Source organism: uncultured Campylobacter sp. (genome assembly GCF_937997405.1).
GTDB lineage: Bacteria > Campylobacterota > Campylobacteria > Campylobacterales > Campylobacteraceae > Campylobacter_B.
The window spans coordinates 1-21,060 of sequence record NZ_CALKTL010000182.1; the positions used below are offsets into that span (position 1 = coordinate 1).

The window sequence follows — 21,060 nt, forward strand, 5'->3', positions numbered from 1 at the left end:
AATATTAAGCTTCAGACTTGAATTATAAATCGTGCAATCGCCGATTTTATCAATATTTAAAAGCGGATTATGCACGTGTCCGCAAAGGATTATTTTTGCTTTTAAAAGTCCGTGCTTTAGCACTCGAAAAAGCTCTTTATCACCAAAATCTCTGCCGCGCTCTATGGACGTTTGCGTATGTGCAGGCGGAATATGCGTAAGTAGCACGTCGCACTCTGCAAAATCCAAAATATCCGCGCAGAGATAAGGGGCGCAGCCAAATTTAATACCCTCAAGCGTCTTAATATCGCCATCCGCATAAATATTAGACGCTCGTATCCAAGAAACGTCGCCAGACTCACTCACGTCATGATTTCCGCTACATACAAAGATAGGCTTTTTAAAATTTTCTAACCACCGCTTCACCCACGCTTTTTGTCCTATGATATCTTTTTGGTTTGTGTCTATCAGATCGCCGCTTATGCAACAAATGTCAAATTCTAAGCTTAAAATTCGATCAAATTTAGCCTTATCGAAATGTAGATCACTCGCATGCAGAATTTTCATAACGTTTTTGGACTACCGCTTTTATATAATTTAGAAACCTTGCTCGCTAACGATTTTAACTTCTCTTTCATTACTTATCCGTTTTTTGAAATTCTGCGCATTATATCTAAATTTAAGTAGCCATATTCCCGTTATAAGTGAAATTGAAGCAATTTATAAAATTTAAAATTCTCATTTTGTAAATAAATTTGATAAAATTTAGCCATTTATTGATTATAATCAATTTTTTTGCCTAAATAAAATCTTAAAATTACCAACTAAATTTTTTACAAAGGATTTTCTATGAGCGACAATCTAGAGATGTTCTGTCATCAGTGCCAAATGAGCGTACCCGAGGGCTGCGGCGCAAAGGGCCAAGACAAAGGCACCTGCGGCAAAACCTCGACGCTGGCGTTACTTCAGGACACTATGGTTTTCGGACTTAAAGGCCTTAGCGCCTACCGCCACCACGCGCACGAGCTCGGCGCCGATACTAGCGCGGTCGATACCGTTATGGCGGACACGCTGTATTTTACGCTGACGAACTCAAATTTTAACTTTGACGAGCATATCGCGCAGCTGATGGCCGTCGGAAGCGCGGGCGTGCAGATGATGGATATTTTAAGCGAGGCGCATACCGCAAAATTCGGCGTACCAACCCCGGTTAAGGTAAGCCAAAACAAGGTCGAGGGCAAGGCGATTTTGGTTAGCGGACACAACCTGCATGCTCTTGAGGCGCTGCTAAAGGCGACCGAAGGCAAGGGTATCAATATCTACACTCACTCCGAGATGCTTCCTGCGCACGGCTATCCGCAGCTTCGCAAGTATCCGCACCTAAAGGGCAACGTCGGCAAGGCGTGGTTCGATCAGACTAAGCTTTTTAACGAATTTAAAGGCGCGATTTTGATGACCACGAACTGCATCGTGCCGCTTCGCTCGTCCTGTAGCTACGCAGATAGGCTGTTTGGCTACTCTATCGCGGGCACAGATGGGATCAAACATATCCAAAACGACGATTTTACGCCGCTCATCGAGTGCGCGCTTGCATGCGGCGACGTGAGTATGGACAGCGACGAGAGCTTGGTGACGGGCGGACACTACAAGACGATTTTGAGCCTCGCGCCGCAAATTTTAGACGCGATCAAATCTGGCAAAATCCGCCGCTTTTTCGTCATCGCAGGCTGCGACGCACCCGGCAAGGGACGCGAGTATTACCGCGAGCTAGCGCTCAGCCTACCGAAGGACTGCGTGATTTTGACCTCCAGCTGCGGCAAATTCCGCTTCAACGACGTGGATTTCGGAACCGTGCCCGGCACCGAGCTTCCGCGCTATATCGATCTAGGCCAGTGCAACGACAGCAACGGCGCGGTCAAGATCGCCTTGGCGCTAAGCGAGGCTACGGGCATCGCGGTAAACGATCTGCCGGTCTCGATCGTGCTGATGTGGATGGAGCAAAAGGCGGTCATCATCCTGCTTGCGCTGTTTAGCTTGGGCGTTAAGAATATCAACGTGGGCCCTACGGTGCCTGAGTTTTTCAACGACGAAATTTTGGGCTTTTTGGTTCAAAATTTCGGCCTTCGCCTAATCAGCGGCGACGCGCAGGCGGATCTGAAATACTTCCTGGGCGAATAAATTTCATAGAGAGGCAAATCGGGTAAATTTAAAATTCGGCAAAGCTTCAATTTTAAATTTACCCTTTATATAGCGCTTTTAGCGGAGCTAGCCGATCCACTCCACGGCTATTTTGCGCCGACGCTCATATTTAAATTTCACGACTATGCCGTCCTTCTTAATTTAAATTTTAAAATTTCATAATCTCACTAAATGCTTCGCAAAATTTAATTAAGTGCTTTTTTTACACATTCAAATTCCAATCGTCTTTGCTATTACAATCCTTCTTTTTCTGTGTAAGTATTTATCTTATCCGTATCGCTGCCGCTTATAGTAACCGCTATAGTGTAGCCGTCTTGATGCTTGGTATCTCATAAAATTTTCCGTATCATCTCATTGTTCGCTATCAGATATTGAAATTTAGTGCCGTTAAAATTTTAAATAAATATAGTATTTTCACAGGATTTTTAATCGGGATTTAAATACGGATTTTAATCTAAATTTTGAGATTATTTTATAAGCGCATGGCGCACGGCTTGTGGAAATAAAATTTTAAGCAGATTTTGTGCAAAACTTCAAAATGCAGCTCAAACTCGCAAACAGATAAATTCGCTGTAGCCTTGCGTTTAGAATTCAGCGCTAGTGATAAATTTTGCATCTTTACTTCGGTGCAAATTTTAAAATTCTATGCAGGAGATAAAATTATAAGCCCGCGCAATGCATGAATTCTAAAATTCCATGCCCCACACGACACATAAATTTTGAAATTTTAAAATTTCACGCCGCAGATAAAATTTAGGAATTTCCTTTTGCGGTAAAATTTTAAAACTCTACCACAAATCCGCTGTCCGCGCGGCGAGTTCCAAATCCGTCTAGAACTTAGATTTTCCTCACCAGCTCGGGGATTATCGCTTCGAAATCGACCCCTTCGTATCCGTTGCGCTCCTCGTCGCTCATCGTCTCTTTGATCGTGCTGACGACGAAATCCGCAGCGATACGAACCGCAGTTTCCAGCGACTTGCCGCGCATTATTGCGCCGAAAGCTACGGCTGCGAAAATATCGCCGGTGCCGTTAAATTTGACCGGCAGCAGCTCGTGAAAATACTCGTTCGTCTTGCCCGTGCGCGCATCGTAGCTAAAAACCCCACACTGATCGGCGATGTAGCCGATACCTTTTAAAATGACCTGCCTAGCGCCCAGCTCTCGAAGCCTTGCAAGCAGATCCATGATAAAATCCCTATCTGCCCCCTCTCGGTACGGCACGCCGGTGATCGCGCAGGCCTCCGTGATGTTGGGCGTGATGATGTCGGCTTGAGCGCACAGAAGCGCCATCATACGGGCAAAATCCTCGTTAAAGCCAGGATAAAATACGCCGTTATCGCCCATACAAGGATCGACCAAAATGGTCTTACCCGCGCCGCCGAAGCTCGCAAATAGCTCGCTCATAATCTCGATCTGTGCCGCCGAGCCCAAAAAGCCCGTGTAGATGCCGTCAAATACCACTCCGCGGTCTTTCCAGTGCGCCATGATCGCGCGTATTTGAGAGCTTAGATCGCAAAAGGTGTAGCCCGAAAAGCCCGTATGCATCGATAAAACCGCCGTAGGGATCACGCTCGTGCTCATCCCCATCGCGCTTAGTATCGGCAAGGCGACGGTTAGCGAAACCTTGCCCACGCAGGATATATCTTGAACGGTAAGAACTTTTTTCATCACAATTCCTAAAATTTTTGGCTCTATTTTACCGCTATTTATATTAAAAAGGCGAATTTAAATAAAATTTACTCTACGAATAGTCTAAATTTATATTATTTTTGGCGTTTTTCCGCTAAATTTTATCTCGGGTCCGCCGTAAATTCGGCGTATAAATTTAACGACAAAAGGCAAAAAATGATAACCGCAAAGGCCCTTTACGCATCTGCTCGCCTTAGATCGCTGCCGCTTAGCGTCTCGGGCGTACTGCTCGGCAGCGGCGCAGCATACGGCGCGGGCGTATTTAGAGCGGATATTTTCGCACTGGCGCTGCTTACGACGCTGCTGTTTCAGGTGCTAAGCGACTACGCCAACGACTACGGCGATGCGGTGAAAGGCACCGACGACGATGGCAGGCTTGGGCCGCGTCGCGCGATCCAAACCGGGCAGATGAGCGCCGAGCAGATGAAGCGCGTCATCGTCGCTACGGCACTGCTTTCGGCACTTTCGAGCCTCGCGCTAAGCGTTTTGGCGTTTGGCGAGCGGTTTTATCTCGTGCTGCTATTTTTAGCGCTGGGCGGCGCGTCGATATTTGCTGCGATCCGCTACACCGTAGGAGCCGGCGCATACGGATACCTGGGGCTCGGCGACGTTTTCGTGTTTTTGTTTTTTGGGCTACTTAGCGTGCTGGGCTCGTACTTTTTATACGCGCGTTCGCTCGATGCGGCGCTGCTGCTGCCTGCGTGCGCGTGCGGGTTGCTAAGCACGGCGGTGCTAAATTTAAATAACATGCGCGACATCCAAAACGACGCGCTAAAGGGCAAGCGCACGGTCCCCGTTCGTATCGGGCTGCGCGCCGCCAAGCGCTACCACTACGCGCTGATCGCGGGCGGAGCGGGTCTGATGCTTTGCTACTCGCTTTTGCGCGGAGATTCAGGCGTAAAACTACTCTACGTAGCTAGCTTTGCGCCGCTTATTAGGCACCTATTTTTCGTCTTAAAAGTGCGGGAATGCCGCGACTTCGACGGGCAGCTAAAGGTAGTCGCACTCTGCACATTTGCGATGTCGGCGCTGTTTTTCGTCGGGGAGATTTTGAGCTAAATTTAAACGCCGCACGGATAAAATTTACGAAATGCGGCGCGGCGGCAAAGCCCTCTTGCGCGCAAAAACACTTCGGCATAAGCTCTCATATCTTGCGACAAACCCATTTGTGCATAGAAAAGTTTCGCGGCAAACTCGCTTAATGAGAACGCATAGCACCGTATCTGCCCGCCTGGCGCGTACCACGATAAAATTTAAGAGGGCAAACTACGAAATCTCCGCGCTGTCTCGTGTCGTCAAATTAAGCGAGCATACCGCTCTTAAGTCCATACAAGCCCTGTCACACCACACTTTAATTGCCGTTTTGGCGACAGGCTGCCCGCCTTCTGCGTCAAATTTAAAAACTAGAGCATTAATTCTACAAAAGGTCCGCGTGTTTGGCGCGGTGGGCTTTGTGCTTATTGCACGGCGGCAGTTCGCACCGCAAACGTTGCTTTAGCCCTACTTTTGAGCCCTCGCGCCGCTAAAATTTTACTAAATTTTACGCACTGCCTCTTTGAAACGACGCTTACAAAACCATGTCTTTCTGTACATAGCCCCTTAAAATTCGAAGCAATTTTGCACGTTGTTTAGAACTTCGCAATCGCAATACCCGCCGTTTTGCTCGCAAAAGTCCAAAACCGCCGCTTCATTCTACGCGCGGCGAGCTCGCAAAAACTCCAACGTGAGCCTATGCGTGCCGTCGTAGCCACGATGTGCAAGCCCTAGCCCAAGAACTCAAATAGCCCCTTAAACTCCGCCCTATTCATAGACAGGCTCTTTTCAAATGCATCTCACTGCCGCTGCGCCGTGAGCTTTTTGAGTTCCTTTTTTCTGGATTTTTCCACTATTTCTCCTTTGCTGCGCCGCCTTGCCGCATGGATATCCTTTGGGCGCATTAACCTCATACCCGTCGTCCTCTGCCTCAAGCGGCATGCAAATTTCATCCAAACCATGCGCTAGCTCGTCTATACCGAAATAATGCTTATTAATTTTTAGAAGATTGAAATTATAGCAAAAGCAGAGCGCGAAATCGCAAATCCGATGATTAAATTTTATCTAGAATAAAGAGCTATGTTTTCGGCTAAATTTTGCCGTACCGAGGGATAAAATTTAGCAAATTCGGATGAAATTCTATCGAGTAGATGTGTAGAATTTGACCATAAACTAAAACAAAAGCGGCCGCGCTCGAAATACGGCCGCTAAATTTTAAAATTTTAAATTTTACTTCTCAAACGCCTTTTCTAGGCTAAACGGAAACGCCTGATAGCCCATCGCGTTGGTCATTTTGATTTCGATTGACGGCTCTTTTGCGCCCCACTCAAACTCGTTGATGTGAGGGCTAGGCACGCCGACGGGACGACCCTTGGCGATGTCAAACTGCATGCCGGCAACCGCCGAGTAAACCATCACGCTATCAAGATCGTCTTGATACTGCGCTAGCGAAGTAACCGAGCTGTACCACTCGCTGCCGCGCTGTTTGCCGTATTCCCAGACCTGCTCGACGGTTTTAGCTTTTTCGTCGATTTTATAGACGACCGCGCGGGAGTATTTCATACCCGCCATCGCAGGCTGCTCCATGCCGCGGGTGTCGCCGTTGTCAAAGACGGTGAGATACACTACGCCCTTTTTGGACTTGCTATCGATGCGAAATGCCGTATGCTGCGTCCACTGCCAGTCAAATCCACCCTTCTCGCTCTCATATCCCGGGCATTTTGAGTATTCGTCCTCGCAGACGATCTTTTTGCCGTCTTTATCTACCGGCTGGAGCAAGTAGCCCTTAAACTGATCCTTCCAGCCCTTATGCGCGCCCATTATCCATTTGACTTTTTTGTCGCGGCCGATCTTGATGACGGCGTCTTGGTGGCGGCTGGAGATGATGATACTATCGTCGCTTGGGTCGTAGTCCACGCTATTTACGTGAGCCCAGTTGCGTCCAGGGCCCGAGCCTACGATGTCGCCCCATTTTTCGTTCGTATCCATCTCGGCTAGCTCGTCCGCGCTCGCGGTGTGGCCCGCCTTGCTAGCGTCGATGTTTAAGCATACCGCGCCCTGATCGAGAGTTTTTAGCACGATGTCGCGATACGGATCGAGAATTTCATATAATCTAAAATCATCCACGACGTTGCCGTCGCGATCGACCTCGACGATGACGTCGCGCACGGTGCGGACGTTTTTGCCGTCGGCGCGCTTATAGTTGGCGTTTGCCGCGCGAAGGAAGTAGTGCCCGTTTTGCGCTACGTCCATAGAGTGCGAGAAGTCGTTGTAGCCCGCAGGCAGCTCGCGGTTAAAGATTTCGCGCCCCATTATGTCGTATTTAGCGTATCTTTGGCCATATCCCCACGTCATCGCGCCGTCGTCGTTTTGTTTAAAGCCCATCATGACGCCCGCGGAAAAAGGCTGTTTAAGGTCGTAAATTTTACTCGGCTCCAGATACCAGCGCACTTCGCCTTTGGTATCTAGGATGAAGTTGTTCGGACTATAGTTCCACTCGATCGCGCCGCCTGCAGGGTTGTTCCACACGACTTTGGTGCCTTTGCCGGTTTTATTTACGAAGTTATTTACGTAGTAAAGGCGGTTTGCAAATTTGGCGCTCGGAGCCTTTACGACTTCGATTTTATCAAACAGCGCGCCCTTTTGAGACGGCATGCCAGAGCTCTCCAAGTAGATCGCGGGAGCGTAAATTTTATAGGTTTCTTTTACGCGTTCGGTTTGACCCTTGTAAATTTTATCGTACTCGACCTCGACGGTGTTTTGATAGTCAGGGTAAAGTCCAAAAACAGGGATTCCGCCGTGCGTGCGAAGGTGTTTATCGGCGACTTTATAGCTGATAACCTGACCACCCGGCTTTGGTACGATAGTGACTTTCGCGTTTGCTAGCGTGTAGCCGCCGTTTTTGATCACCGCCGTTAGAGGCGCGATGTCGTATGGGTTTACGACTACTTCGCCGATCTTGCCCGGGATGCCGTAGTCGATGTGTGCGCCGCTAGGTCCGCCGATAGCCATCGCGTCCGTGCTTAGACCGCCTAAAAGCGCCACAGCTAGCGCAAATGAGGAAAGAGTTCGCTTCATCTTATTCTCCTTTGAATTGGTTTGATATCGTAATTTTAATCAACCTCGCTAACGTAGAAATCACGCGTTTATTAAAACTTGCTTAATTGTAAAAAATAATTTCAAATTTTGGCTTTTGTGCCAAAATTTAGTCGAAATTCTATAAATTTAATCTAAAATTTATCTTAGCGTGAGTTTTGCGGCGGCGAGAGAATATAAAATTAACGCAAACAAAATCATTTTAAGGAGCATTCCATGAACCTATTTTCTAAATTTAGCAAAGGCTTTTTAGCCGTAGCGATGTTTGGCGCCATAAGCGCTGCCGCGTTTACCGAGGGCGAGGACTACGTCAAGCTAGAAAAGCCACTATCCGTGGAGCAAAACACGCTAGTTAAGGTCTTTAGCTATGCATGCCCGTTTTGCTACAAATACGATAAAACCGTCACGCCAAAGGTCGTAGAAAAGGTCGCGGGGCTAAAATACGTGCCGTTTCATCTAAAAACCAAGGGCGAATACGGCGAGGCGGCGAGTAAAATTTTTGCCGTTTTAGCCGTGATGGACGAGGAAAAAGGCGTGAGCCTGCTAGATGAAAACTCGCTGTTTAAAAAGGCTAAATTTGCCTACTACAAAGCCTATCACGATCAAAAGCAGCGCTGGAGCGATGGTAAGGACGAGGCTGCGTTTTTAAAGACGGGGCTTGATGCGGCGGGCATTAGCGAAGCGGACTATCAAAAAAAGCTAGAGGACCCAAAGGTCGCCGAACTGCTTAAAAAATGGGACGAGAGCTACGACGTAGCGAAAATCCAAGGCGTGCCGGCCTTTGTCGTAAACGGTAAATACCTCATCATGACGAAGTCCATCAGCTCAATCGACGGCATGGCGCAGCTAATTGAAGAGCTGCTCAAAAAATAGGGCGCGGGCATGAAATTTGCGGAAAAAATAGCAAAATTCGCAGACAGCCGTCTGCCGTGGGCGATCCTCGTAGCAGTGAGCGTGGGGCTCGTGATCCTCGCGCACTCGCTGTTTCAAAACTACGTCTATATGCCGCCTTGCGAGCAGTGCGTCTATATCCGCTTTGCCTTTTTGTGCATGGCGCTAGGAGGCCTGGTCGCGATCATAAATCCTAAAAATTTGCTCCTCGCCGCGGCAGGCTACCTGCTAGCCTTTTGGGGCGCGATCCAGGGCATAATGTATAGCGTAAAGCTCGCCAAGATCCACGACGCCGTGCACGGAGACGATCCGTTCGGCGTGCAGGGCTGCTCGACCGAGCCGCACTATCCGTTTGGTTTGCCGCTTGAGCGGTGGGCGCCCGATTGGTTCTTGCCTACGGGCGACTGCGGCTACGACAGTCCGCTGGTTCCGGACGGCGTCACGCTAAGCGGCTTTCAGAAATATCTAGTGGATCTTTATGGGGACGGCTGGTACCTGATCCCATCAAGCAAATTTATGTCGATGGCCGACTGCACGCTGATCGGCTTTGGAGTCTGCTTCGTCGTGCTTGCCGCGATGTTTATTTGCAAAATTTTAACCCTCAAAAAAGCTTAAATCGGTCTAAATTTAGACCGATTTTGCTATACTCGCCGCATGAGAGCCTTACGCGAGCATAATTTTAAAATTTACTTCATCATCATTTTCGCAAGCCTTTTCGTGGTGCTTTTGGGCGTGAAAAACTACGAGGACGCCAAGGCGCAGATCACGGCGCTCGCGGATAAAAACAAGATCGCCGCTAGCGAAAATATGGTCGGAAATTTCTCGTTTTGGCTGGATGAGCGACTGCACTCGCTGGTGCGCGCGGCTAAATTTATGCAAAACGCGGGCATCTCGCAAGACGGCGAAAAGCTGAGCGACTTCATACGACTTTTCAAAGAAAACTCAGCAGAATTTGACGCTTTGCAGTTTTTGCACCAGGACGGAGAAATTTTCGTAGACGGCAAGGAGCTGGGCGACGATGAAGCTATGCCAAAGAGCCTGCGCACAGGACTTGTATGGTTTGAGGAGACCAAAAGCACGCTCGCGCCCACGGTAAATTTTATGCAGCGCCATAAAATTTTGGGCGAACCGACGTTAAATTTATGCGTGCCCGTGCTGGACGGCGGCTCGTTTGCGGGGGTGTTTTGCGGCGTGGTGAAGCTGCAAAACATACTAAAAAATATGGAAAAATTTAAGCTCGCGCCCGATTCCTACGCCTTTATCGTCACGCACGGCGGCGAAATTTTAACCCCGATGAAGGACGCGGCGCTAAAAAAGCAGATCGAGGATAAATTTAAAGAGATTTTCCTACGTGACGAGGATATCACGAGCCTAAATATCGGCTCAAATTTCATCTCCGTCGCCGAGATCCCCACGCTAAACTGGTTCATCGGCGCAGGCACCGATAACGAAAAGGAGCTCGCCGCGCTGCTTAACTCCGTGCTAAAAAACGCCCTCATCTTGCTTTTTGCGTTCGCGGCGCTGGCGCTGGTGGCAAATTTTCTCCACAACTTTATGTATTCAAAAATCAAAAACCTGCAAGACGACTACGAGGCCCTGCTCAAGCATAAAGCCCGTATGAGCGAGGCGGGCGAGCTAATCAGAGGCATAAATAATCAGTTTATTAAGCCGGTTAATTCGCTAAATTTGATGATATCAAGCCTGCTCATGCTGCAAAAAGACGGCAAGCTAGATGCCGCGACGCTAGAGAGTATGCTGCAAAAAGGACAGGCCGCGACCGTGCTTTTAAGCGACACGATCGAGATTTTTAGAAATTTTTACAAAACGAGCGACAGCCCGCAAAAATTTAGCGTGCAGCGCTGTATAAAAGACCTACTAAAGCTCATGCACACCGAGCTTAGCAAAGCAAATGTCTCGGTAAGCTTGCGCGAGTTTAAAGACGAAGAGGCCACGCAGCGGATGGGCATCGTACAGCAAATTTTACTCATCCTCATTCACAACGCAAAAGACGCGGTCGTGGAGCGATATAAAGACGAGATCGCCAAGCGGCAAGTTTTTTTGGACGTCAAATTTGAAAACGGCACGTGCAAGATAGCCGTCACGGACTACGGCAGCGGCGTGAGTAAGGAGCTTCGGGATAAAATTTTAACCCAGCCAAAAACTACCAAAAAGCAAGGAAGCGGCATCGGGCTGTATTTTGGCAAAAAGCTCGCAAACGAAAAGCTCGCAGGCGATATCAAACTACTAAGCGCGGGCGATCCGACGACGTTTGAGCTCGGCTTTGAGATAAATTTAAAGGAGTGAGATGCAAGAGCATTTAAAGCTACTTAAAGACCTGAGCGTCCTCATCGTCGAGGACGACGAGATCGCAAGGGAGCTGCTAATAGGCGGGCTAAAGCCCTACTGCCTAAGCGTCTGGGGCGCGGCAGACGGGCTAGAGGGGCTGGAGCGATTTAAAAAGCTAGCCCCCGCCGTCGTCATCACCGATATCCACATGCCCGCGATGAACGGCTTTGAGATGATGAAGGAGATGATGCGCGTCAAACCCGCGCAAAAATTTATCGTCTTTACCTCCTACGACACCGACGACAACCTCATCAAAAGCATCGAGCACGGCGCGGCATCGTTTCTAAAAAAGCCCGTCGATATCGCCGCGCTTTGCCGTCTGCTCGTGGCTCTAACCTACGAAAAGGACGAAAAGCTCGTGCGCCTGGGCCCGCAAACGAGCATAAATCTCGCCAAAGAAAAGATCTACAAAAACGGCGAGGAAATTTATCTATCATTTTTACAAAACAAGCTCTTTTGGCTCTTTGCGTACAATCTAAACAAACTCGTGAGCTACGAGATGATCGAGGAGTTCGTCTATGAGGGCGAGCAAACGAGTAAGGGCGCGATACAAAACGTCGTGCTGAGGCTGAAGCGGGAGCTGGGGGTTAAATTTAAAAACATTAGCGAGAGTGGATATATACTGCTAAGCGGCGAATAGTCTAAATTTGGCGGCTTGTCTTTTGAGCGTCTTTGAATGAGTTTGAAATTTTAAGTCTGCGGCAGACTACTTGTCTAGCCTTGACTTAAAATTTCTGCACAACATTCAAATCCATCTCAAAATACTTCGCCTTCATTTTTTATACTCAAATTTGAATCGCCGAAATATGTATCTTGAAAATGTCAAATCGGTCACGGACGACCGAACCCGCTCCCTCGCCTCGTTCGCCGCTGCCTCGTCTGACGTAAAAATACTTCACCTTAATTTTTTATGTTCAAATTTAAAGTCAAATTTTTAAATTTTAGCTCAAATTTTACTCGCCGAGATCCACTCCTTTAAAACATAAAATTTAGTCGCTATCGTGCCGCAGGGCTTAGCGATAAAATTTACTAGAAGCCTGCCGCTGCGGCTAAAATTTAATGCAGCGCGTAAAACAAAGCTTGCTTTGGCGCGGCGAAACCTATTTCGCCAGCAGCTCTTTTACCGCAGCGGCCATTTCATCGACGGAGCCGAACGAAGCCGTGTTTAAGAGATACTTACCGCTGACGACAAATGCCGGCACGCCTGAAATCACCGCGACTTCGTAGCCCGCGTCCCACTGCGCGAGCAGAGCCTGCGCCTTTTTGCTAGCCAGCGCCGCTTCATATTCGCTCATGCTCACGCCCGCGGCATCCAGCGCGGTTTTGATGAACCTTTGTTTATCACTGCCGCCGCCAAAATCGTCCTTTTTGTCGTGGATCGCTTTGTAAATCGCGAATTTCGCCTTTTTAAATTTCGACTCGTCGCTTAGCGGGCTCACATCGTCCTTTTCATCAAGCACGATGAGGGCTGCGAATATACCGCTTGCGGTCTGTCCGAACACGCCCTTGGTTTTTAGGTGCCACGGCAAAAACTCCGCCCCTTCGAGCTTTTTCATCAGCTGCGGCGTGACCGTCCTATCAAACGCATAGCAGTGCGGGCACTCGTAGTTAAAAATTTTGACGACGCTGTTTTTCGGCACGTTTAACGGCTTTTGCAGCACCTGATAATTAACGCCCTCCTCTAGCGCGTTTGCGCCTACGCCAAGCAAGCAAACGGCGGCTAAAATTCTTAAAAATTTAGCGATTTTCATAAAATTCCTTTGCGGTAAATTTTAAAGATTGTATAAAATAAAGGGTAAATTTGAGATTAAAACGAATAAAGCAGGGCTTCCCACAGAAAATATATAAAATAGCAGGCTACACCATCAACACCGCTTGAGCAAGCAGGCTAATTTATCGCTACAAGCTCTATCTCTGATCTCGCTCAAGCTCAAATTTAATAGCAAGGATTGCACACTCGCAGCTTAATTTTAAAGCATGCAATCGCTTTAATTCAATAAATTTTACTTATCAAAGGCATGTATTATCCATTTTACGCGCTCGGGATCTGTGTGATCGAAAAATAGCGTCTTATCGGTATCAAGCGCAGCAATGGCAGCCATATCATCAGGCGCAAGCGCAAAATCAAAAACATCGAAATTTTGCTTCATTCGCTCTATTTTTACACTCTTTGGAATGACGATGATGCCGCGCTGAATTAACCAGCGCAAAATAACCTGAGCTGAGCTTTTGCCGTATTTTTCACCGATACCGCTTAGCACGGCGTTTTTAAATATATCGTTTTTACCCTCGGCAAAGCTAGCCCACGACTCAAATGTTATGCCGTAGCCATCAAGCACGCGCTTTAACGCTTCACGCTGATAAAACGGATGGCACTCAAGCTGATTTACCGCAGGGATGACGCCGCTGTTTTCGCACAGATCGACGATCCGATCGGCGTAGAAGTTGCTAACGCCGATAGAGCGAATGCGCCCCTGCTCTTTTAGGCGCTTCATCGCTCGCCACGAGCCGTAAATATCGCCATATGGCTGATGAATGAGATAAAGGTCGAGGTAGTCAAGCCCTAGCTTTTTCATTGACGCATCAAAGGCCTTTAGCGCTTGTTCCTCGCCTGAATCGTTAATCCAAAGCTTAGTAGTGATAAACAACTCCTCGCGCTTTAGCCCGCCTGCAAGAGCCGTCTTAATTGCTGCACCCACGCTTTCTTCATTAAAATACGCCTTTGCCGTATCAATGCTGCGGTAGCCGACCGAGATCGCATCCTCAACGCATCTTTGCGTCTCTTTCGGATCTACCTGAAATACTCCAAATCCTAAAATCGGCATCTTGTTGCCGTCGTTTAAGGTTAAATACTGCATTTTTGCTCCTTTGCTAAAAAAATTCATCTTACATAAAAATTTAAAATTTCGCGCTTGATTTGCAAAATTCTATCCGCACCAAAGCGACAGGTGGAATTTAAAAGCTAAATTCCAACCTATCGCGAAATTTTAATAATCAAAGATATTCGGATCGATAACCATCGCACGGTATGCTACGTCGTCTCTAGACGCCGACTCCACGTCCATCTCAAATTTGACGTCATTTGTCTTCGGATCGATCTCCACAAGTACCATTTTGATCGTCTTATCGGGCTTTAGCAGATAGACGTTAGAGCTTGAGATGAAGTACGTGCTTTTATCCTTTTGCCACTCCACGACGCTCGTAACCGCGCTATAGAAGTCAAATCCGCGCTCCTTGCCAAACTCCCACGTCTGTTCTACCGTGCCCTTTTGCTCGTCGATCTTATACTCGACCGCGCGAGAGTATTTTTGCTCTTTTAACGCAGGCTGCTCCATGCCACGGCCGTCGCCGTTGTCAAATACGCTGATGTGCTTTACGGAGCCCTTGTTGTCGTAGCGCGGAGTGAGCCACGCGGTGTGCTGCGTCCACGACCAGTCGAAATCGCCCTCGCACCTTGAGTTTTCGCATTTGATTTTGTTGCCATTTTTATCCACAGGCACTAACACTTTTTCTTTAAAGTCCGCGCTCCAGCCCTCAGGCGATGCGAGGATCCATTTTACCTTTTTGTCTCTGCCGATCTTAACGATGCCTTGGTGGCGAAGCGAGAGGATGATGCCATCGTCGCTAGGGTCATATGAGATCGAGTTTACGTGCGCCCAGTTGCGTCCCGTGCCGGTCGATGTCACGTCGCCGAAAGGCAGATCGTCGCTGATTTTGATCTCTTTGGCGTCCATATCGATATTTAGGCACACGGCGCGAGCGTCAAGAGCCTTGATGAGGTTGCTGCGGTAGACGTTTTTGCCGAAAATTTCATTCAGATCCCACTCGTCCACGACCTTGCCGCTGCCGTCCACTTCGATGATGTGATCTCTGATCGTGTGCGAGAGCCTGCCGTCTGCGTGGTGGTAGTTGTATTTACCGACGCGAAGCAGTAAGTGATCGCCCTTAAGCGGCATCACCTCGTGGCTAAGGTCGATGTAGCCGCGCGGTAGCTCGCGGTTATACACCTCCTTGCCCATCATATCGTAGCGCATATATCGCTGCGCCATACCCCAGCTAAGATCGCCGTTTGGCAGCTGATGAAAGCCCATCATCATGCCGCCGTCCATCACCCTACGCTCGCTGCGGTCGTAAAATTTCTGATAGTCCAGATACCATCTGACCTCGCCCTGCGTATCGACGACGAAATTTTCCGTAAAGTCGTTCCAGCTAGCGGCACCCCCGTTTTTCCAATCAAGCGGTTTATAGACGCTCGTGATGGTGTTGTTGATGAGATAGAGCCTGTTTTTAAACGCGGGATCGACCTTTTTAACCTTCATCTTTTCATCTTTTGCATGTGGCTAAATCTATAATCGCGGCTATACGTCACGATCGGCTGAGCGTAAATTTTATACTTTTCGACCTTCTTTTCGCCGTTAAAAACGTAGCTTACCTCAACCTCGTTTAGATAGTCCGGATAGAGCCCCCAGATCGGCACGCCGTCGTGCGTCAGCAGCGCATGCTCGGAGACGTTATAGGCGATATCGATGCCGCCGTTAGGTTTACCAAGTACCCGCACACGGATATCCTTGATGTCCTTGCCCGCCCTATCAATAACGGCGGTTAGAGGTGCCACGTCGTATGGGTTGATAAACACCGAGCCAAGCTCGCCTTGGGTTTTTACCTGATGCGCCAAAACGCCCGCACTCGCAGTCTGCGGCACCGCTATAAACGCGCCGCCCGCCAAGGCCGCAGCCAAAACGATAGAACCGAAAAAATTCTTACGCATATTCGCTCCTTTTGGGTAAATTTATCAAATTTTACTACTACCGAATCACATAATAATCATACTAGCTTTAAATCAAATTTAAAGTTAAATTCTAATATATTTACTTAAATTTTAGAACGCAAGCGAAACGGGTAACAGTCTAAAATTTGATATAATTAGCCCTGCTTTATCAAATTTAAGGAGAGAAAATGCCATTCGTAAATATAAAAGTAGCCGCTCCAGAGCCTACAAAAGAGCAAAAAAAGCAAATCATCGCCGAGATTACGGACACGTTAGCGCGCGTATTAGGCAAAGACCCAGCCGCAATACTCGTGATGATCGAAACGCTCAGTATGGACAGCATCGGTAAAAGCGGTCTAAGTCTTGAGGAGATCAAACAAAATAAAGAGAAAAAATGAGCGAATTTTTATAGGATTTTGAGCTAAAAATCACGCTCGCAGCGGGCAATATGTGCGCCGCTAAGCGGTCTAAATTTACCGAACGCGCAGGCGGGCAGCAGTTTAAAAACCGCCGCCGCAAGCCGCTCTAGCAGGCGAGCATCAGGTCTCTCGCCCAAGATTATTGGCGGACGGACGATCTGAAGGCTGTCAAAGCCGAGCTCGCTCACGCGCCGCTCAATACGTCCTTTAGCGCGCAGATAAAAGCTTAGCGAGCCCTCGTTCGCACCCGGAACTGATACGAGCACGAAGCGCCGCACGCCCGGTGCTTTGCCCACTTCGCCGCTGCATAGACATAGTCCACATCCACGCGCAAAAACGCCTCGCGCTAACCCGCCTGCTTCATCGTCGTGCCAAGCGCGCAAAAAAATCTCGTCAAATTTATGCGGTGCGATATCTGAGATACCCTCAAAATCAATGATCCGCGCGTGAAGCTTAGGGTGGCAAAAGCCTATCTCGCGGCGCGTCCATACTTCTACCTCATCGTAACCCGAGCTCTCGCAAAGCTCGCGTACCAGTTCCCTGCCCACGACGCCCGTAGCGCCCAGCACCAAGGCGGATTTACCCATTTTCGCTCCTTGAATTTCTTTAAATTTTAACGCGTTGTGTGGTTAAATTTTACTTTTACCGTGCCAAAAATTTCGTCTAGTTTGCAAATAGGGCCCGAAAATTGCGCGCTTGAGCTCGCATCGCAAGTAAAATCCATAGCTCACGCGTTAAATTTCAAAGCCACGTTCGGCGCGAAATGTACATCAAATCAGCTTAAATTTTATAAGACTATACGCAGTCTAGAAGCTGCCATTTCATCGCGACGCGCTAAAAGCGTAAAAATTAGCGTTCTCCCGCGTAGTTAAATCGCGCAGCTTGCAGGCTAAACTCGAAGCTGTTTCGATCCACCGCGCCCACGCAAGCATCGCTATCATAAAGCGCGAGCAGAAATTCCGCCATCTCCTCGCTTGAGTGATAGCGTTTAAAGGCCGCGTCGTAGTCGTAGCCCGCGTCATCCGTCGCCATGGGACCGAACTCCGTCCTAGTCGCGGCGGGCGCTAGAACTTTAGCCTACATTTTGGCCTCTTTATCCTGCGCCAGCTCTCGGTGCAAGCCCTCCGTAAAGGCACTTACGAAAAACTTGCTCGCGCAGTAGGTAACGACGTTTGGTACGATGCTGTAGCCGCCCACGGAGGAGACATTGATGAGCTGGGCGGGCTTACGCTTGTAGTCGCGCACGAAGAGATGGCTTAGCAGCGTGAGCGAAATGACGTTGAGACGTAGCATCTGCGAGATTTTGGCGAGATCGCGCTCGCCGACCGCACCGCAATCCCCGAAGCCCGCATTGTTTATGAGCGCCTTTAGTTCGTAGCTTTTTAGCTCGTCCCAAAGCACTAGGACATTCTCGCTATTCGCAAGGTCGCAAATTTTAACGACTACGTCTGGTTCGGGCGAAATTTTAGCGATCTCGTCCTTTAAGCTTTGCAGAAGCTCCGCTCTGCGCGCGATTAGGATCAAATTTTCTCCGCGCCTCGCAAATGCCTTTGCCGCGGCTGCTCCGATACCAGAACTTGCGCCGGTGATGACGATATATTTTTTCATTTTTTATCCTTTTTTAGATTCTTTAGTTTGAAATTTTACCGAAGCTCGCCGCGCATTTACGCGTGCGCTCGTTTTAAATTTACAAATTTGCCGGCATTTTGCGAGGCGGTTTACTCGCCGCTTATGGGTGTGCGCTTGGTATCTACCGCTTTGCCGTCCAGATAGTACCGACCGCCGGTGACGTAGTGAAGCGTCTTTAGCTCGTCAGGGATCTTTTCAAACAGCCAGTGTCCGCCGTCAAAGATCCGCTCGTCCGCATACGCCGCGATGACCTCGCCGATGAAAAGATCATAACTCTGCTCATTGTGAGGCTCGGGGATGCGCTTGCAAACGAGCCATGCGGCGCAGCCCGCGATCAGCGGCACGCGGGAGTCATCTTTATAAAAAATTTCTACGTTTTTCATCTTGTCCGCGTTATCAAAGCGCGAGTTGTTTTCGGCGCCAAGCTCGCTAACCAGCTCCGCCTGCGCGGCCGTGGGGATCTGCACGGCGAAATACCCGCTCTTTTCGATGAGCGTCCGCGTGTACGAGCCGTTATGCGACACGATGGTAACCTTGTCGTAGTCAAGCGCCTGTGCCCACGTTATCGCCATCGCGTTGACGTCGCCATCGTATTTGGCCGATACGAGCGTGGTCGCGCCTGGGTTTGGGATATGATTTTTGTAGATCTACTTTTATGATCGCCATTTTTGCTCCTTTGATTAAATTTTTATAGACGGCAGATACCGCGAACAACCGAATCGGCTCGGTATTAATGCCCTAAATTTATGTCTTAGCCTACTGAGCAGGCCCAAGCCTTGGCGTGCTTGGATTAAATTCTTTCACGGCGCGCGAAATTTAGCGGGCTTAAAATTTCACCAGCTATTTTCTGTGGATCTTATAGCCCTTGCCGCTTTTTATTTTTAGCAGCGAAATTTTTCCGTCCTTCGAGACATAACCGCCTCCCTTTGCGCGCAAGATCACGCTCTCAGGCAGGCTCGACCAAAAAATTTCTACCCTGCTTTTATCCGCGGAAAATATCCCGTAGATCGCAAGCGTAGCGTTATCAGGGTCGTCCAGCCTCACATCCGCGACATCAAAAACCTGCACGCAGCCATTCTTGATCTTTGAAAAGCTCTGGCCCGCGGCGACCAAGCAGCCGTGCTCATCCGTGCCGCCGCCTATTATCGGTCCCTGCACGGCGGGCACTTTGCAGACGCCCTCACTAGCGCCGCAGTCCGCAGCCGCGCTTTCGCCCCTATTATCCATTGCGCTTGCCTCCTTGCCTAGCTTTGCGTCGTGCGCCGCACAGCCGCACAAAAGCGCCACCGCAAAGGCCGCAATTAAAATTTTACCTCTCATCTTTACTCCTTTAAATAAATTTTATCTGCACTCAAAGCTACTCGCGCTATTTTCGTCGCCGCCCACGTAGATAGCCACTTTTGGATACGCGCAGACCTTGATCTGCTTACCGGCACGGCTCGTGCTTTTGCCTAGCAGGCTAGATGGAGCCGTTCCCTGCTCGCGCCACGCCTCAAGCGCACTTAGCGGATCGACATCATCGATGCCGTTACCGCCGCCGCAGTGATTCATCCCAGGCAATGCAAAAAATCGCGCAAATTCATCCGCGTTCGCGTTGGTTTCCACTAGCTTTTTGAACCAATCGCGCTGATCCATCGCCGAAAACACGGGATCGGAAACGCCCGTTACGATGATGAGTTTACCGCCGTTAGCGCGGAAGCTATCTAGCTTGGTCGAAATCGCATCGTTTATCGCCGCGGTTTCGAATGTTCACTCTACGTCCTTATCGAAATCAAATTTCATCAGATCAAACTCCGGTTGCGGCGGCGTCAAGAAATAATAATTCATCGAACCCTTCTAGAGCACGATATTTCTAGCATTTGGCTCTGCCGTTTGCGAGTCGCCAAGCTTCCACATGCGCCAGCCGGGCTGATTTACTCCGGCATCATAAAACCAGCCGCTGTAAATTTGCTCGCCCTTGCTGTTTTTTGCGCCCTCAAATATCGCTTTTATCGCAGAAATTTTTTCTTTAGCTAGATCAAGTCCGCTGGGATCGAACTTGCAACGCTCCCAAGCGCCGATGATTCCGTCTTTTAGCCTATCTAGCGCATCGCATTTATCCAAAACCGCCTTGCTTAGCTTATCCAAATCCTCCTGCGTAAGGGCGTTTGCAAAAATTTTATCCCCCGCGGCGTTTTTAGGAGCGATCTTTATAAGCTGCCGGTTATCCCACTGCTCCGCGATCGCCGCGCGCGAAAGCCTAAAACCCGGATTTGCCGCGATTACGCCGTCAAATTCCAGCGGATACCTCTGCGCCGCCATCAGAGCCGAGCGTCCGCCGTTTGAGCAGCCCATAAAGTAGCTGTGTGCGGGCGCTTTTTTATACGCTGCAAAAACCAGCTGCTTTGAGACGCTCGCGACCTTGCCGATCGCCTGATAGGCATAGTCTAGCCGCGCCTGTTGCTCAAGTCCGAACTCGGGCGTAGGCGTAGGATGTCCCGAATCAGTCGTGACGACTGCATAGCCCCTCATAAGCGCGGGCGTTGCGGTGCTAGTGCGGATAGATATGGCGCCAAGAGCCGGTGCTACAAAGCCGTCCAAACCGCCTCCGCCCTGAAATAGAAGCTTGCCGTTCCAGTCGCCTGGCAAGCGCAGCTCAAATTTTATGCCGTAATGCTTGCTGTCCGAGCCCGTGCGCGAGGCTATCTAGCCGTGAATTATGCAGTGCGGTGCGGCTTTTAGCGTCTTTTTGGCTCCGCCGGTTAGCGCAGACATCCTATCGGCGCCGATTTCGCCGCTTTGATTCCAGATCGCTTCACTGATCTTTGTATCGTAAATTTTCGTGCCCTTTAGCGCCGCGCAAGCCCGCTCGTCAAAATCGCTCGCAAGCGCTCCCTGTAAACCCAAAGTAGCCGTAAAGGCCGCAACTAAAATTTTATATTTCATTGCCACTCCTTTTAAAATTTTATTAATCGTAATTCTAACATAAAAATTTATCGTGATTTTACTGCGTTTATAAAAAATGATGGAATT

18 protein-coding genes and 3 pseudogenes are annotated in these 21,060 nt (G+C 49.0%); 7 read left to right on the plus strand and 14 right to left on the minus strand.

All coding sequences use genetic code 11. From position 1 onward, the window contains the following. Window positions 1–546: metallophosphoesterase (locus Q0372_RS09550; protein WP_298105296.1), on the minus strand; the 546-nt coding region annotated here is incomplete at its 3' end. Between the two features lie 282 nt (window positions 547–828). Between Q0372_RS09550 and hcp the strand changes: the two genes are divergently transcribed. Beyond that, a complete protein-coding gene (hcp, locus tag Q0372_RS09555) occupies window positions 829–2,157 on the plus strand; it encodes a hydroxylamine reductase (RefSeq protein ID WP_298105299.1) in 1,329 nt (442 codons plus the stop codon). 858 nt (window positions 2,158–3,015) lie between these two features. On the opposite strand, the gene Q0372_RS09560 is transcribed toward hcp, so the two are convergent. Next, a complete protein-coding gene (locus Q0372_RS09560; RefSeq protein ID WP_298105303.1) occupies window positions 3,016–3,846 on the minus strand; it encodes a pyridoxamine kinase in 831 nt (276 codons plus the stop codon). Window positions 3,847–4,023: 177 nt separating this feature from the next. On the opposite strand from Q0372_RS09560, the gene menA reads away from it, so the two are divergent. Further along, window positions 4,024–4,926: a 1,4-dihydroxy-2-naphthoate octaprenyltransferase gene (gene menA / locus Q0372_RS09565; RefSeq protein WP_298105306.1), complete on the plus strand. Its 903-nt coding sequence runs from the start codon at window positions 4,024–4,026 to the stop codon at window positions 4,924–4,926. Window positions 4,927–5,466: 540 nt separating this feature from the next. Here the strand turns inward: menA and Q0372_RS10430 are convergent. Beyond that, a pseudogene (locus Q0372_RS10430) lies at window positions 5,467–5,547 on the minus strand (DUF2695 domain-containing protein); the annotation flags it as partial. A 582-nt stretch (window positions 5,548–6,129) separates the two neighbouring features. Then, window positions 6,130–7,977, minus strand: coding sequence for an aryl-sulfate sulfotransferase (locus tag Q0372_RS09570; RefSeq protein WP_298105309.1), 1,848 nt, complete (start codon window positions 7,975–7,977; stop codon window positions 6,130–6,132). Window positions 7,978–8,211: 234 nt separating this feature from the next. On the opposite strand from Q0372_RS09570, the gene Q0372_RS09575 reads away from it, so the two are divergent. The 4 genes from Q0372_RS09575 to Q0372_RS09590 are packed head-to-tail and all read left to right on the plus strand — an operon-like array spanning window position 8,212 to window position 11,872. Continuing rightward, window positions 8,212–8,868 (plus strand): thiol:disulfide interchange protein DsbA/DsbL, encoded by a 657-nt coding sequence (locus Q0372_RS09575; protein WP_298105312.1) that lies wholly within the window; start codon window positions 8,212–8,214, stop codon window positions 8,866–8,868. Between the two features lie 9 nt (window positions 8,869–8,877). After that, window positions 8,878–9,501, plus strand: coding sequence for a protein-disulfide oxidoreductase DsbI (dsbI, locus tag Q0372_RS09580; RefSeq protein WP_298105315.1), 624 nt, complete (start codon window positions 8,878–8,880; stop codon window positions 9,499–9,501). Window positions 9,502–9,540: 39 nt separating this feature from the next. Then, the gene (locus Q0372_RS09585; protein ID WP_298105318.1) at window positions 9,541–11,190 is read left to right on the plus strand and encodes a sensor histidine kinase; all 1,650 of its coding nucleotides are present in this window, start codon (window positions 9,541–9,543) and stop codon (window positions 11,188–11,190) included. 1 nt (window position 11,191) lies between these two features. Further along, the gene (locus Q0372_RS09590) at window positions 11,192–11,872 is read left to right on the plus strand and encodes a response regulator (RefSeq protein ID WP_298105320.1); all 681 of its coding nucleotides are present in this window, start codon (window positions 11,192–11,194) and stop codon (window positions 11,870–11,872) included. A gap of 460 nt (window positions 11,873–12,332) precedes the next feature. Here the strand turns inward: Q0372_RS09590 and Q0372_RS09595 are convergent, their stop codons facing one another. From Q0372_RS09595 to Q0372_RS09605, 3 genes and pseudogenes are all read right to left on the minus strand, one after another. After that, entirely contained in the window at window positions 12,333–12,983 is a 651-nt protein-coding gene (locus Q0372_RS09595) for a thiol:disulfide interchange protein DsbA/DsbL (protein ID WP_298105323.1), read from the minus strand. A 252-nt stretch (window positions 12,984–13,235) separates the two neighbouring features. After that, entirely contained in the window at window positions 13,236–14,090 is an 855-nt protein-coding gene (locus Q0372_RS09600; RefSeq protein ID WP_298105326.1) for an aldo/keto reductase, read from the minus strand. A gap of 129 nt (window positions 14,091–14,219) precedes the next feature. Then, window positions 14,220–16,000 (minus strand): annotated as a pseudogene (locus tag Q0372_RS09605) (aryl-sulfate sulfotransferase). Window positions 16,001–16,188: 188 nt separating this feature from the next. On the opposite strand from Q0372_RS09605, the gene Q0372_RS09610 reads away from it, so the two are divergent. After that, window positions 16,189–16,398, plus strand: coding sequence for a 4-oxalocrotonate tautomerase family protein (locus tag Q0372_RS09610; RefSeq protein ID WP_297882796.1), 210 nt, complete (start codon window positions 16,189–16,191; stop codon window positions 16,396–16,398). A 23-nt stretch (window positions 16,399–16,421) separates the two neighbouring features. On the opposite strand, the gene Q0372_RS09615 is transcribed toward Q0372_RS09610, so the two are convergent. The 7 genes and pseudogenes from Q0372_RS09615 to Q0372_RS09645 all read right to left on the minus strand — a co-directional run bounded on the left by Q0372_RS09615 (window position 16,422) and on the right by Q0372_RS09645 (window position 20,973). Beyond that, a complete protein-coding gene (locus Q0372_RS09615) occupies window positions 16,422–17,006 on the minus strand; it encodes an oxidoreductase (protein ID WP_298105331.1) in 585 nt (194 codons plus the stop codon). Between the two features lie 262 nt (window positions 17,007–17,268). Next, entirely contained in the window at window positions 17,269–17,451 is a 183-nt protein-coding gene (locus tag Q0372_RS09620) for a hypothetical protein (protein ID WP_297944734.1), read from the minus strand. 45 nt (window positions 17,452–17,496) lie between these two features. Then, window positions 17,497–18,027 (minus strand): SDR family NAD(P)-dependent oxidoreductase, encoded by a 531-nt coding sequence (locus tag Q0372_RS09625; protein WP_298105334.1) that lies wholly within the window; start codon window positions 18,025–18,027, stop codon window positions 17,497–17,499. Window positions 18,028–18,137: 110 nt separating this feature from the next. After that, window positions 18,138–18,620, minus strand: a complete 483-nt coding sequence (locus Q0372_RS09630; protein ID WP_298105337.1) for a flavin reductase family protein — start codon at window positions 18,618–18,620, stop codon at window positions 18,138–18,140. 268 nt (window positions 18,621–18,888) lie between these two features. Beyond that, window positions 18,889–19,368 carry a hypothetical protein gene (locus tag Q0372_RS09635; RefSeq protein WP_297882804.1) on the minus strand — a complete coding sequence of 160 codons (480 nt, stop codon included), beginning with the start codon at window positions 19,366–19,368 and terminating at the stop codon, window positions 18,889–18,891. 21 nt (window positions 19,369–19,389) lie between these two features. Then, window positions 19,390–20,733: pseudogene (locus Q0372_RS09640) on the minus strand (tannase/feruloyl esterase family alpha/beta hydrolase). Further along, window positions 20,734–20,973 (minus strand): hypothetical protein, encoded by a 240-nt coding sequence (locus Q0372_RS09645; protein WP_297882805.1) that lies wholly within the window; start codon window positions 20,971–20,973, stop codon window positions 20,734–20,736. Window positions 20,974–21,060: the final 87 nt, after the last annotated feature.